At 62.8% G+C, this 13,665-nt stretch carries 10 protein-coding genes; 7 read left to right on the top strand and 3 right to left on the bottom strand.

The window, feature by feature from the left end; genetic code table 11:
- The first annotated feature begins 75 nt into the window (after positions 1 to 75).
- Positions 76 to 495: a GNAT family N-acetyltransferase gene (locus QZ294_RS09270; RefSeq protein ID WP_297049319.1), complete on the top strand. Its 420-nt coding sequence runs from the start codon at positions 76 to 78 to the stop codon at positions 493 to 495.
- Positions 496 to 513: 18 nt separating this feature from the next.
- Here the strand turns inward: QZ294_RS09270 and QZ294_RS09265 are convergent, their stop codons facing one another.
- Together QZ294_RS09265 and QZ294_RS09260 are read right to left on the bottom strand one after the other, a co-directional pair.
- A complete protein-coding gene (locus tag QZ294_RS09265; RefSeq protein WP_297049316.1) occupies positions 514 to 861 on the bottom strand; it encodes a DVU0772 family protein in 348 nt (115 codons plus the stop codon).
- Between the two features lie 35 nt (positions 862 to 896).
- Positions 897 to 3,644 carry a hypothetical protein gene (locus tag QZ294_RS09260; RefSeq protein ID WP_297049312.1) on the bottom strand — a complete coding sequence of 916 codons (2,748 nt, stop codon included), beginning with the start codon at positions 3,642 to 3,644 and terminating at the stop codon, positions 897 to 899.
- 345 nt (positions 3,645 to 3,989) lie between these two features.
- On the opposite strand from QZ294_RS09260, the gene QZ294_RS09255 reads away from it, so the two are divergent.
- From QZ294_RS09255 to QZ294_RS09245, 3 genes are read left to right on the top strand one after another with little or no spacing between them, the layout of a single operon-like run.
- Entirely contained in the window at positions 3,990 to 4,853 is an 864-nt protein-coding gene (locus tag QZ294_RS09255; protein ID WP_297049403.1) for a PHP domain-containing protein, read from the top strand.
- A complete protein-coding gene (locus QZ294_RS09250; RefSeq protein WP_297049309.1) occupies positions 4,847 to 6,070 on the top strand; it encodes a glycoside hydrolase family 3 N-terminal domain-containing protein in 1,224 nt (407 codons plus the stop codon). The genes QZ294_RS09255 and QZ294_RS09250 overlap by 7 nt, the downstream gene beginning before the upstream one ends.
- Positions 6,067 to 6,780, top strand: a complete 714-nt coding sequence (locus tag QZ294_RS09245) for a hypothetical protein (RefSeq protein WP_297049307.1) — start codon at positions 6,067 to 6,069, stop codon at positions 6,778 to 6,780. Before QZ294_RS09250 ends, QZ294_RS09245 begins: the two co-directional genes overlap by 4 nt.
- Before the next feature lie 90 nt (positions 6,781 to 6,870).
- On the opposite strand, the gene secA is transcribed toward QZ294_RS09245, so the two are convergent.
- A complete protein-coding gene (gene secA, locus QZ294_RS09240) occupies positions 6,871 to 9,435 on the bottom strand; it encodes a preprotein translocase subunit SecA (protein WP_297049304.1) in 2,565 nt (854 codons plus the stop codon).
- A gap of 285 nt (positions 9,436 to 9,720) precedes the next feature.
- On the opposite strand from secA, the gene QZ294_RS09235 reads away from it, so the two are divergent.
- The 3 genes from QZ294_RS09235 to QZ294_RS09225 form a co-directional block, all read left to right on the top strand.
- Positions 9,721 to 10,479 (top strand): amino acid ABC transporter ATP-binding protein, encoded by a 759-nt coding sequence (locus QZ294_RS09235; RefSeq protein ID WP_297049301.1) that lies wholly within the window; start codon positions 9,721 to 9,723, stop codon positions 10,477 to 10,479.
- Positions 10,480 to 10,511: 32 nt separating this feature from the next.
- A complete protein-coding gene (locus tag QZ294_RS09230) occupies positions 10,512 to 11,654 on the top strand; it encodes a tRNA methyl transferase PRC-barrel domain-containing protein (protein ID WP_297049298.1) in 1,143 nt (380 codons plus the stop codon).
- Between the two features lie 827 nt (positions 11,655 to 12,481).
- Positions 12,482 to 13,665, top strand: a 1,184-nt coding sequence (locus QZ294_RS09225) for a DEAD/DEAH box helicase family protein (protein ID WP_297049295.1), incomplete at its 3' end; no start/stop codon positions are given.

Genomic DNA, 13,665 nt, shown 5'->3' with positions numbered 1-13,665 from the left:
CGGAAGCGTCGGGGGGCATGAGGCGTTCGTCCCCGCAAAGCGTCAACGCGAGTCCACGCGCGGGAGAACGGCAGCATGCAGCAGTATGAATACGCCGACACCCTTTCCGCTGAAGAGTATTGCCTGTTGCGGAAGGCTGTGGGCTGGCCGGAGCTGCCGGTGGAGCAGGCCCGCGAGGGTCTGCGCCACTCATCCTTCATTGCCTCCTGCCGCCTGGGAACGGCTATCGTGGGTGCCGTCAGGATCATATGGGACCATGGGTACATCGCGTACTTTTCAGACCTCATGGTCCTTCCCGCCTGTCAGAAGCAGGGAATCGGCAAAAATCTGGCGCAACGGGCCATTGAATGGGTGAAAGCGCAGCGGCGTCCCGACTGGAAAATCAAAATCGTCCTCATTGCCACCGCGGGCAATGAAGGTTTTTACAAAAAACTCGGGTTCACCGAACGCCCCTGCGGCGCAATGGGGGCCGGGATGGACCTGTGGTGCATGTAGCGCGTTCGCTCCTCACTCTCACTCCTGGCCGAGTTCCCGTTTCAGCCAGGCCTTGATGGCCGGCGTGGGGGCGCTCACGCCGCGCAGGCCGCCGTTGGCCTCACGCCAGTCCGCCAGAAGCTCAGGCGGCAGCGGCACGGTGACGAGGTCCTCGGCGGACTCGGAATTGCGGCGTACCAGGCGGATCACCGGCGGGTCCTGCCAGCTGTCCACCACAAAATAGCGGGAGACATCCTCCTTGGAGCGCACGGGAGGATATTCGGCGTGCCAGTCGTTGTTGCCCCATTCCAGATACATGGTGACGGCATGTTCCGGCGTCAGGTTCCAGTCGATGGGGCAAAGGGCAAAGTCCTTGAGTGTCGGCATGGAGGACTCCTTTCAGCAGCGCGGCGACGCGCGGTTCACCCCTGCATCCGCGCCTTGAGCTGGCGCCTGTTTTCCAGTTGTTGCGCGGCCTCCTGCTGGCGGCGCAGTTTTTTCGCCTCCGCAAGGCGCTGTTTCCGGATGCTTTCGATGCGCGTCTGCTGCGCTTTCTGACGCTGTTCCCGGGCCTGTTCGAGCAGCTTTTCCCGCTTGCGGTCAAAGACCAGGGTGGTGCGCAGCGCCCCCACCCCCACGGCGAGGATGGTCACGATGATGACCAGCACCTTCTGGATGGACCACTGGTTTTCGCCCAGCAGGTACTTGAGCCAGCCAAGCCCCATTTTTTCACCCCAGAAGACGATGATGGGCACGCCCACAAAGCAGAGGACAAGCCCGATGATCTCCACCCACATGAAGGTGCGGAGCATGGTCAGGCCGAAGAGCGTGGCATCGCGCACGGTGCGGAGGAATTTGAGGCGTGCCTTGAGGTTCTGGAGAAGCTCGTCAAGCTTGGGGATGGCGGTCTGCGCCCGCTTGAACGTTTCCGCCTCGTTGAAGTTGCTCGCGAAGGCCCAGTTGATGATGCCCGCGCTGGCGTTGAAATCCGCGCTGAATTCGCGCAACGCCGACGGAAAGGGAAACCACGAGGCTTCATCCCGGATCTCTTCCAGCACGTCAAGGTAGGACTTGTAGCGGTTACGCAGTTCATCCACTTCACGCTGGATGCTTTCCTCAAGCTCCTTTTCCAGTTGGGGACGCTGCCGGACCATGCGGAAAAAGGCCATGTAGTTGTCGACCTTGCCCAGGGCATCCAGGGCATGGATCTTTTGCCCAAGGCGCGCCTGGACGGGATGATCGTCGGGGAACCAGGCCGTGAGCCGTTCTTCCATGGCATGCACGGCGGTTTTTTCATTTTCCGCGTTCTTCCTGGCCTCTTCCCAGAGGTCAAAGAGGGAGGACAATACAAGCAGCCGTCCGCGCTCCAGCGCGGGATCGATGAGGAAACGGTTGAAATACTCCGGCTCGGCGGTCACAAGCTCCACCACCTGGTCAAGGATCTGCTCCGCAAAGCCCATTTTGACCCGGCAGATGATGCCCCGGTATGTCACTTCGCGCCATTGGGGCATGACGCGCAGGACCTGCGTATAGAGCGTGCTCGCCTGGGCGAACTGCCCCTGTTCCTCCATCAGGCGCCCCTGGAGATATTCGTTCCAGGCCTGGAGCGCGGGCCAGGGCGTCATGCCCGCCGCTTCGCGGAAAAAGTTGAGGGCCTGGGTGGCGTCGCCGCGCTCGATCTGGAGAAAGGCGCGCACCATACGCAGGCGCGGGTCACGCGGGTGGCGCGAAATGGTCTGAACGATCTCCCTGTCCAGCTCGGGCAGTTCCTCGGCGCTGGTGCGCGCGAGCTTTTCCAGCAGATCCCAGGCGGGACTGTCGTCACGCGCGGGCTTTTCCTCGTCCGGGTCCGGTTCGCGCATGCGGTAGAGCCAGTTGCGCGGCACATTACGCAACTGGCAGGGTCCGTTGAGGTCAAAAACGGCCTGAAGCAGGATGCCTGCCGGACCCTGATCATCGAGAAGCTCGTCAAAGCCCTTGATGCCCTCCGCGCTCAACACCGTCTCGATGCGGCGGAACGCCTCATTGATGATCTCCAGATCCATGCCCTCGATCTGCTGCCAGGTTTCGGCGCGGGAGGGGAAATACGTCCGCGTGGGGCACTCCGCCGCCGAATGATTGGGCAGACCGCAGTAGAAACAGCCCGCGCCGGGCGCGCCCGAAGCCAGCTGGCCGGCCATGACCAGGGGGATGGAACGGCTGCTGATGCTGTTTTCATCCAGCAGGACATTGCACCAGCTGTCCATGCTGGTCTGGCCTCCGCTATAGCGGAGATCGCGGACAGAAAACCCCTCGCCGAGAAGATAGGCGTTGCGATAGCTCAGATAGGGAAAATCCGGCATGAGATTGTCCCACTGGAGGCCGATCTTCTTGGGAAGGTCACTGTTGAAATTCAGGTTGTTGCGGTCCGCGACCACGCAGACACAGGGCCAGTAGGTGCCGGGTTCGAGTGTCGCCTTGTCAAAGGCGTGCAGGTACTTGCGCATGAAGGTGCGGAGCATGAGCAGGTTGTCCATGGCGAGCATGACGAAGCCTTCCTGCACGATGGACTTGATTTTCAGCTCCTGAAGCAATCCCTCCAGCTTGATGAACATACTGCTCCAGCCCGCCTGGAACGCCTTGTCCAGCGGACTTCCCAGAGGATGCAGCACGGCAAACCACGCCTGGGTGGAGGAATACGGCATCCGCACGTCCACCTCAGGCTCGGCCCAGTCCACGGAGGCCATGCCCTGCCTGCCGGTGGCGCGCGCAAAGGTGATGCCCGGCAGGACGTTGCGCCCCTCCCGGCTCTTGGGATGGATCCAGATATCCAGGGTCTCGCGGGGATGCATCTCCTGGGCGGAAAGGATGCCGTCCACCGCCAGGCTGGCCTCGCGCTTGCTGCTGAGCTGGAGCCTGCCCGGAAACAGCTCGATGCCCACGGCAAGTTCGTTGAAATTGCCCCAGATCCGCAGCCGCGCCAGCGCCAGAAAAACGTCATCGGTAAAGAAGAACCAGATGGCCTGCTCACGCTCCTCGCCCACGAGCATGCCGCCGTAGTTGAGCAACGTCTGGTTGACCGCCTGGGAGAGGTTCCCCTGCCAGCACACCCAGAGCACATGGCCCATGGTGCTCATGTGGACATCCTTGCCCCCGGGCAAACGGGCCAGAAGTTGTGATAACTGCGCCATGAGACATCCTTTCCGGATCAGGACCCCGCGCCCCGCAGCCGCCCGCCCCCGGCGGGAGACGCCGGTTCCGTGGGCGGGGCATGTGCGTTGCGGAACGGTCCGCCGTCCCGACCGTTCCCTCGTCCGCGTGAGCGTGCGGACCTTATCTACCAAAATTCGGCGGGGAACTCAAAACACCCGCGCAGGAGCGGGCCGTCCCTGTACTTCTTCACAAATTCTATGCAAGAATGATGCCCGAAAATGTTTTTCCCGCCGAAGGTCTGCCGGAAGCTCCCCTGCGCCCCTGCCACGCCCGGCGCCCACAGACCGCTTGCCAGGCCCACGCGCGAAAGCTTACAAGAAGACATGGACAGGAGCCTCGTCGATCTTCATACCCACTCGACCGCCTCGGACGGCACCGACAGCCCCGCCGCGCTGGTGGCCCGCGCCCACGACCTTGGCCTGGCGGCCATCGCCCTGACGGATCATGATACCCTGGCCGGACTCGGCGAAGCGGAACAGGCAGGCCGGGAACGGGGCCTCGGCATCATCCGGGGCTGTGAGATATCCACCCGCTCCGAAGCCGGGGAGCATCACATCCTCGGCCTCTGGATACCCGCAAAGGCGGATGCGCTCGACAACTGGCTGGATGCCGTACGGCGCCGCCGCAATGAGCGAAATGCGGAAATGGTGGCCCGGCTCCGCGCCCTCGGGTTTGACATCACCCTTGAGGAAGTCCGCGCCCATGCCTCCGGCAGCGTCGGCCGCCCCCACATGGCGGCCGTGCTGGCCGCCAAGGGCTATGCGCGCGACGTGGCCGCGGCCTTCAGGGACTACCTTGGCGCGGACGGCAAGGCCTATGTGCCCAAACGGGTGCCCGCCCCGGAAGAAGCGGTGCGCGTGCTGGCGGGCATGGGCGCCACCGCCGTTCTTGCCCACCCCTTTCTCAACGCCGCCTCGCCGACCGACGTCGAAGCGCTGACGCGCCGCCTCGCCGGCTGCGGCCTTGCGGCCATTGAGGCATGGCACAGCGGGCACTCGGAGGCGGACACCCGCCACTGCGTGGAGCTTGCCAGACGCTTCGACCTGGGAGTGACCGGCGGCTCGGACTATCACGGCGCCAACAAGCCCGGCATCCAGCTCGGCACGGGACACGGAGGGCTGCGCGTTCCCGTTGCCGTGCTGGAAGCGCTGCAGGAGCGGCGCCGCGCCGGGGGGCTGCCGTGCTGAGGCGACGATCGCCCCGCGGCTCCGGGCGCCGCCCCGGCCGCCGCGCACCCCGCCGGTGTTTCGCGGCATTGGCCGTTCTCGTCATCTGCCTTTCCGCCGTGACCGTTCTGGGCGGGGAAGTCGCCCCTGCTGGCGGCACGCCGCCGGCCCTCCCCTCCCTTGACCGGATGCTCGGGTCCATGCTCATGTGCGGGTTTCGGGGAACGGAGCTGGACCCGGACGATCCCTTTCTCGCCGCTGTGGCCGACGGCCGCGTCGGCAACGTCATCCTTTTCGACCGCGACATGACAACAGGCGGCGAACGCAATATCCGCTCGCCGGAGCAGGTGCGCCGCCTGACGGCCACCCTGCGGGCCGCCGCTCCGGGTCCGATCTTCATCGCCGTGGATCAGGAGGGCGGGCAGGTGCGCCGCCTCAGGCCGCAAAAGGGATTCTCCGACCTGCCCTCCGCCCAGCGCCTCGGGCAGGGCAGCGTCGCGGCCACACTGGAGACCGCGACCCTGCTCGGCGAAGAACTCGCCGGACTCGGCATCGATGTGGACCTTGCCCCGGTGGCCGATGTGGACAGCAATCCGCTCAATCCCGCCATCGGCAGGCTTGGCCGCGCCTTCAGCTCCGACCCCGCCGCCGTGGCCCGCCATGCCCTGGCCTTTGGGCAGGGGCTGGCCCGCAGCGGGGTCATCCCGGTGCTCAAGCATTTTCCCGGCCAGGGCTGCGCCCGGGAAGATTCGCACCTCGGGCTGCCGGATATTACCCGGTGCTGGGACGGCGCAACGGACCTCCTCCCCTATGCGGAAATTTTCCGCGCGGGCTGGCCCGGCATGGTCATGCCGGGGCATCTCTTCCATGCCGGGCTTGACCCGGACCTGCCGGCCACGCTCTCGCGCATGGTGGTCACGGGCCTGCTGCGCCAAGGCCTTGGCTGGCAAGGGGTGGTCATCAGCGATGACATGCAGATGCGGGCCATTGCCGGCCGCTACGGACTCAAGGAAAGCATCCTGCTGGCGGTGCGCGCCGGCGTGGATATTCTCCTCTACGGCAACAATCTTGAATGGGAAGACGGACTTGCGGACAAGGTCTTTGCCGCCTTGCGCGCCCTGGTGGACGAAGGCAGCATACCCGTTGAGCGGATCAGGCGTTCCTGGGAGCGCATCAGCGCGCTCCACGCCCTGTCCCCCACGGCAACAACCTCCAGCCCTTCGGAGAGGATACCATGAATACCGCGCATTTTGTATATATCGCCGATGTCTATTGTCCCTGGTGCTATGCCTTCTGGCCGATCATGCAGCGCATCGCCGCGCAGCATCCTGAATTTCCGGTCCATGTGCTCGGCGGCAACCTGATGAGCAGACGCGTCACCCTGGCCGACGACGCGGCCGCTTCCCCCGGTCTCACGGATTTCTGGCGCGAGGTGGAGCATGCCTTGGGCCGTTCCCTGGCGGGTGCCATCCATGCGGTGGAGACGGGCCGCGAGATGTGCCTCTTCTCGCCCGGAGCGGACGAGGTGCTCGAGGCCCTGAAGACGCTGGCCCCCGGCCATGCCCTGGAACAGCTGCTGGCCCTGGAGGACCTGTTCTACGGCCAGGGACAGGATATTTTCTCCGACAGTTCGCTTGCCGCGCTGGCGCAACGCTGGCACATGGCGCCGGACGCGCTCAAGGCGGCCATGGCGGCGCCCGAGACGGCGCAGGCCGCCCGGCGCGGACTTGAGGAAGCCTCGGCCCTCATGGGAGAGATCAGCGCCTACCCGAGCGTCATCCTCGTCCGCGGGAACAGGCGGGATGCGGTTTCGCGCGGTTTCGTCCACTATGAGACCGTGGCATCGCGTCTGGAGGACGCCATGCAGGACCTCGGCCTGGAAGACATGCCGCCGCACACGGCCTGTTCCTGGCATGGCGGCTGCACCCTCGGACGCCACACGAAATAGGGCGGCAAAAGCACGCCACGAACAGACAGGGCGGAAGCCGACGGCTTCCGCCCTGTTCCTTCACGCGCGCCACGCGCACTGCCGCAGGCGCTATTGCCCGCGCCCGCAGCACTTCTTGTATTTCTTGCCGCTGCCGCACGGGCAGAGATCGTTGCGGCCCACGCGCGGAGCCGCCCGCACAGGCTGCTTCGGCCGGTTTTCGGTCACGCTTTCGCCCCCGCTGGAATAGGAGAGCTGGGCGGGTTCCTCGCGGTGACGGAATTCGCGGGCCACAGCCTCGCGCTCGGCGGCGGCCCTGGCCGCCTCCTCCTCCGGACTCACGACCTGCACGCGCACCCTCGTCAGCGCGCGGAAGACGCTCTCGCGGATCTGGAAGAGCATGTCCTGGAACATCTCGAAGCCTTCGCGCTTGTACTCCAGCTTGGGGTCTCGCTGGCCGTAACCGCGCAGGCCGATGCCGTCACGCAGGGCATCCATGTTGCGCAGGTGCTCCTTCCAGCAACGATCCAGTTCTTCCAGCAGGAAATAGCGCTCGATATCCTTGTAGCCTTCGCCCGCTGCCGCCTTGAGTTCGTCCAGGATGCCGCGCACCAGGGCTTCGGTCCGTTCACGCTCCGGCAGGGGCGCGTCCTCGGGCAGGACGCGGTCAAGGGTGAAAATTTCGCGCAGGCGCGCCATGACGGCCGCGCGCGTTTCTTCCAGAGCATCGGGCGCCGCGGCATCCAGCGGCGCATAGACCACGTCGAGCACGTCGCTGAGGAACTCCTCGAGCACCGGCGCAAGGTCGTCCTCCACCATGAGTTCGCGGCGCAGGGCGTAGATGACCTCGCGCTGCTGGTTCATGACATTGTCATAATCCAGCAGGGTCTTGCGGATCTCGAAGTGGTGCGCTTCCACGCGCTTTTGCGCGCCTTCCACGGCCCGGGTGACCATCTTGTTCTCGATGGCCTCGCCATCGCGCAGGCCGAGCCGTTCCATGAGGCCCTTGATGCGGTCCGACCCGAAAAGGCGCATGAGGTCGTCCTCAAGCGACAGATAGAACCGTGAGGAACCTGGGTCGCCCTGCCGGCCCGAGCGGCCGCGCAACTGGTTGTCGATGCGCCGGCTCTCGTGCCGTTCCGTACCGAGGATGTGCAGGCCGCCCAGTTCCACCACGCCGTCGCCAAGCACGATGTCCGTGCCGCGGCCGGCCATGTTGGTGGCGATGGTCACCCTGCCCTTCTGGCCGGCCTGGGCCACGATTTCCGCTTCCTTGGCGTGCTGCTTGGCATTGAGCACGTTATGGGGAATGCCGAGCCGGGTCAGCCGCCGGGAAAGCATCTCCGATGTCTCGATGGAGATGGTGCCCACCAGGACGGGCTGCTGCCGCTCATGCAGCTCGGCAATGGCCGCCACGATGGCGTCGAACTTCTCCTTGCGGCTGCGATAGATAAGGTCCGGCATGTCCTTGCGGATCATGGGCCTGTTGGGCGGGATGCTGATGACTTCCAGATTGTAGATCTGCTGGAATTCCACGGCCTCGGTATCGGCGGTGCCCGTCATGCCCGAAAGCTTGTCATACAGCCGGAAATAGTTCTGGAAGGTGATGGAGGCGAGGGTCTGGTTTTCGGCGGCGATGGTCACATGCTCCTTGGCCTCCAGCGCCTGGTGAAGACCATCGGAATAGCGGCGTCCGGCCATGAGGCGCCCGGTGAATTCGTCCACGATGACCACCTGATCGTCCTGGACGATATAGTCCACATCGCGCTTGAAGACCTGATGCGCCTTGAGCGACTGGAGCACATGATGCTGGGCGGTGATGTTGGCGGGGTCGAAAAGGTTGTCCAGCCCGAGCAGTTCTTCGCAGCGGGCCACGCCCTCATCGGTGAGCATGGCCGTTTTGGCCTTTTCGTCGATGGTATAGTGCTCGGGACCCAGCTGCCGCACGATGTCGTCCACGGTGCGGTAAAAGCCCACCGACTCTTCCGAAGCCCCGGAGATGATGAGCGGCGTGCGCGCTTCGTCGATGAGGATGGAGTCCACCTCGTCCACGATGGCGAAATTATGCCCCCGCTGGACAAGCTGGCTGGCATAGAACTTCATGTTGTCGCGCAGGTAGTCGAAGCCGAATTCGTTGTTGGTGCCGTAGGTGATGTCCGCATTGTAGGCGGTCTTGCGCTCCTCATCCTCAAGGCCGTGCACGATGACGCCCGTGGTGAGGCCGAGGAAGCCGTAGAGCCTGCCCATCCACTCGGCGTCACGCGTGGCGAGGTAGTCGTTGACCGTGACCACATGCACGCCCTTGCCGGACAGCGCGTTGAGCACCACGGCGAGCGTGGCGACCAGGGTCTTGCCCTCGCCGGTCTTCATTTCCGCGATCTTGCCCTTGTGGAGCACGATGCCGCCCACAAGCTGGACATCATAATGGCGCATGCCGAGCACACGGCGCGAGGCCTCGCGCACCAGGGCGAACACTTCGGGCAGGAGAGCGTCCAGGCTCTTGCCGTTCTCCTGCACCTCGACCTTGTACCGGGCTATGCGCGCGGCAAACTCTTCGTCGGCAAGGGCCTGCATTTCCGGCTCCAGCGCGTTGATCTTCTGCACCAGAGGCCGCAGACGCCGCAGATAGCGTTCATTCTTGCTGCCAAAAATTTTTTTGAAAAGAAAACCGAACATGGGCGCTCCTCGTATATGCAAAAACTCCGGAACGGCGGATCCGCCCCCGGCGCGACACCGGACAGGTGGAACGGGGCGGCGGGCCATACCGGGGAAAACCGTCACTTCCACAACAGGGTATTATATGTCATTTTTCTTTTTTTTGCAAATCATGCGCGGTCATGGGCATGTCCGGCGCCTCCCCTTCCTTGACGAAAACGGCGCATTCCTCTAGCCTCGGTCATCTGTCATCTGCGCCCCGACGACACAGGCACCACGCCCCCACCCTCTCACCCGGAACGCATCATGAGCAGCACCACGGAAGCCCGCGAAACCGCCCCCATCATCACCATCAGCCATGTCTGGAAATACTTCGGGCAGCTTCCCGCCCTTCAGGATGTCAGTCTCAATGTGACCACGGGCGAGCGGGTGGTCATCATCGGGCCGTCCGGCTCGGGCAAGTCCACGCTGCTGCGTTCCATCAACCGCCTGGAAGAGATCGACAAGGGCGAGATCTGCGTCCAGGGCGAAAACATCAACGATCCGAAAAACAATATCAATCTCGTGCGGCGCAATCTGGGCATGGTCTTCCAGCAGTTCAACCTTTTCCCGCACAAGACCGTGCTCCAGAACCTGACCATGGCCCCCATCAGGCTTCTCGGACTCAACGCCGAGGAGGCCGAAGCCCGCGCCCTCGCCCTGCTCAAGAAAGTCGGCATCAGCGACAAGGCCAATGTCTATCCGGCCATGCTCTCGGGCGGCCAGCAGCAGCGCGTGGCTATCGCCCGCGCCCTTGCCATGCAACCCGCCATCATGCTCTTTGACGAGCCGACCTCGGCGCTGGACCCGGAAATGGTGGGCGAGGTGCTGGACGTCATGGTCACGCTGGCGGAAGAAGGCATGACCATGATCTGCGTCACGCACGAGATGGGCTTTGCCCGCACGGTGGCGGACCGCTGCATCTTCATGGATCAGGGGCAGATCGTGGAGTCCGGCAAGCCCGAGAATCTCTTCACCGCGCCGCGCCATCCGCGCTTGCGCCAGTTTCTCAACCAGATCCTCTGAGCCGGCCACACCGGGCCGTGCAAGGACGACGCATGCGCATCGCCGTAGCCGTCAGCGGCGGCGTGGACAGCCTCTGCGCCCTGCTCCTCCTGCGCCGCGCGGGCCATGAGCTGCTGGCGCTGCATGCCCTGCTGACGGAATCTTCCGGCGCGCCCCCCGCGGGCCTTGACGCCGCCTGCCGCGACCTCGGGGTGCCGCTTGAGGTGGTGGACCTGCGCGCCCGCTTCGCCCGGGATGTCATCGCGCCCTTTGCGGCCGCCTATGCAGCCGGGCGCACGCCCAACCCCTGCGCCCGCTGCAACCGTTCCCTCAAGTTCGGCGCCCTGCTGGACGCGGCGCTGGCGCGCGGGGCGGAAGCCCTTGCCACCGGCCACTATGCCCGGCTGGCGCCGCATACGCGCCGGGGGGCGCCTGGCCCGCTTCTCGCCATGGCCGCCCATGCTCCCAAGGACCAGAGCTATTTTCTCTCCCTCGTGCCCCGTGAACGCCTGGCGCGGGCGCTCTTTCCCCTTGCGGCAATGGACAAGACCGCCTGCTCCGCCCTTGTGGCGCAGGCCGGGCTTGCGGTGCCACTGCCGGAGGAGAGCCACGACATCTGCTTCGCCCCCGGCGGCGTGGATGCCTACCGGAATTTTCTCGAGCGCCAGTGGCAGGTCCTGGGCATGGAGCCTCCGGGACCAGGCCCGGTCCTGTTGTGCGAAACGGCTCTTCCCGGGGACCATGGATCCCGGAAGCCGCAGGATGCTGCGGGACCTTCCCCGGGCAACGACGCCGCCCCCCATCTGCGCCCCATCGCCACCCATGCCGGACTCTGGCGCTATACCGAAGGACAGCGCAGGGGTCTCGGCCTGTCACACGCCGAGGCGCTGCATGTGCTGCGCAAGGATGTGGCGGCCAATGCGCTGGTGGTGGGGCCGCGCTCCCTGCTCGGCATGCGCGGATGCGTGGCGCGTGAGGTCAATGTGGCGGTGCCCCCGGCGTTCTGGCCGGAGCGCCCCGTTGTCCGCTGCCGGTACGGTGGCGGGCTTTCCCCGGCTGAGGCGCGCCTTGAAGACGGGGAACTCCGCATCCGGTTCGCGGAACCATGCTTTCCGTCGGCGCCGGGCCAGGTGGTGACGCTGTACGATGAAGACGGTGTCGTCCTGGCGGCGGGCATTGTGGAAGAACTGGCGTGACAGGATCGCCACGCCGGGCAAGCGCTCCGCCAGGGCGCGGCGTGCGGCACTTCTAGTGTCTACTTGCAAAAATTCTGCGCAGAATTTTTGCAGGATCGTTCGCGAAAAAGCGTGGTTTTTCGCTCACTCACGGCGGCTATGCCGCCGCAACACCCTTACGGGTTTTGTAGTGTCTACTTTTGCAAGTAGACACTAGGCTCAGGACGCAGTCAAATCCGCAACTTCGACTGATTTCCCCATCAAACAGGAAACGTGCCAGGGCTGATTTCCAGCTTTGGCACGTTCTCATTTCTCGTGCGGTCTCACAACCAGGCCGTGGTCGATAGACGTTACCGGATGGCCGTGGAGCGTCACAACGGAGAAAAGTGAAGCCCCACAAGGCCTTTTTGGCTTTGTGGGGCTTCCTTGGATTTGGAATTGGCTCCGAGACAAAGCCGAAATCTACATGTAACTATGCAGTTTTTTAGGATATTTTAAAACAGCATTTACAAAATACCGTTTAAAATACCGACCAAATTTTCTGCTTGAGGACAAAAAATAACCCGTCATTTCATAGTCAGGTTATGGCCCCACGTCAAGCCATAAATGACTATTATTGATTCTTATTTTATGATGTATTTACTTGAGATAATAGGATAAAAATTTTCGATACCCTGAAAGCTGCCCGGCAAAAAAGAGAGGGGAGGAACCTTATTGACGCTTCGGGACAGGAAGTTCCTGTGGGCATTGTGCCGTAAGGTGGCTGGGTTTTCCTCCTTGCTTTTCCGATTTTCTTTTTTGCTGTTCCGGTATAGCATATATATGCCTTATTTCAGGAGTACCCCGCCATGACCTTCCGCGATGTCCTTTCCAAATACCGCGCCATTTCGTTTTCCGAACGTGATAAAGGCGACCGTTTTGAACGGCTGATGCAGGCGTTTCTGCAAACCGTCCCTTGGTATGAGGGCAAGTTCCGGCATGTGTGGCTCTGGCGGGAATTCCCATACAGGAAGAGCTTTGGGGGAAAGGATACCGGCATCGACCTTGTGGCGCAGACCGTTGAGGGTGATTTCTGGGCCATCCAATGCAAATGCTATGATGAAAAAGCCAGAATTGACAAACCGGCGGTGGACAGTTTTCTGGCTACCTCCAGCAAGCAATTTGTCAACGACCAGTTGCAAACGACCTCTTTTGCGCTCCGGCTCTGGATTTCCACCACAAACAAATGGGGTAGCGAGGCCGAAAATACCATTCATAACCAGGAACCGCCTGTACAGCGGATAAGCCTTGCCGATCTTGAAAACGCGCCAGTGGACTGGGCGGTATTGGACAAAGGAATTTCGGGTTCAGGCGCACGCCTGAGCAAAAAATCGCCACGTCCACATCAGGAGAAGGCCATCGCCGCCTTTCATGAGCATTTTCAGAACGGCGAACGCGGCAAGCTGATTATGGCTTGCGGCACTGGCAAGACGTTCACATCCCTAAAAATTGCGGAAACCGAAACAGACGGAAAGGGGTTAGTTCTTTTTTTGGCTCCTTCCATTGCGTTGATAGGCCAGACCCTTCGGGAATGGACAGCGGAGAGTTCCGACCCGATTTTTCCCATTTGTGTCTGCTCTGATCCCGAGGTCAGCAAGAGCAAGAAAAAGAACGACGATGACACCGACGGGTACAGCGTCACGGATCTCGCCTTCCCTGCGTCAACGCGGGTGACGGACATTGTACGTCAGCTCAGGCTGGCTGAAAAATTTCATAAGGATGGTCTCATAGTCATTTTTTCTACCTATCAGTCCATTGACGTTATCGCAAAGGCACAGAAAGAATTTCACCAAGACTTTGACTTGATTATATGTGATGAGGCGCATCGGACAACGGGCGTCACCTTGAAGGACGAAGATGATTCCGCCTTTGTTAAGGTACATGACAATAGCTTCATCCAGGCTAAAAAGCGTCTGTACATGACGGCCACGCCTCGCCTGTATGCCGAGGAGAGCAAGAAAAAAGCCCAGGATGCGGAAGCCTATCTCTGCTC

The organism is uncultured Desulfovibrio sp. (assembly GCF_910584445.1).
Lineage (GTDB): Bacteria > Desulfobacterota > Desulfovibrionia > Desulfovibrionales > Desulfovibrionaceae > Desulfovibrio.
Note: the sequence above shows the minus strand (reverse complement) of the source record. Positions and strands in the feature narration are given on the sequence as shown.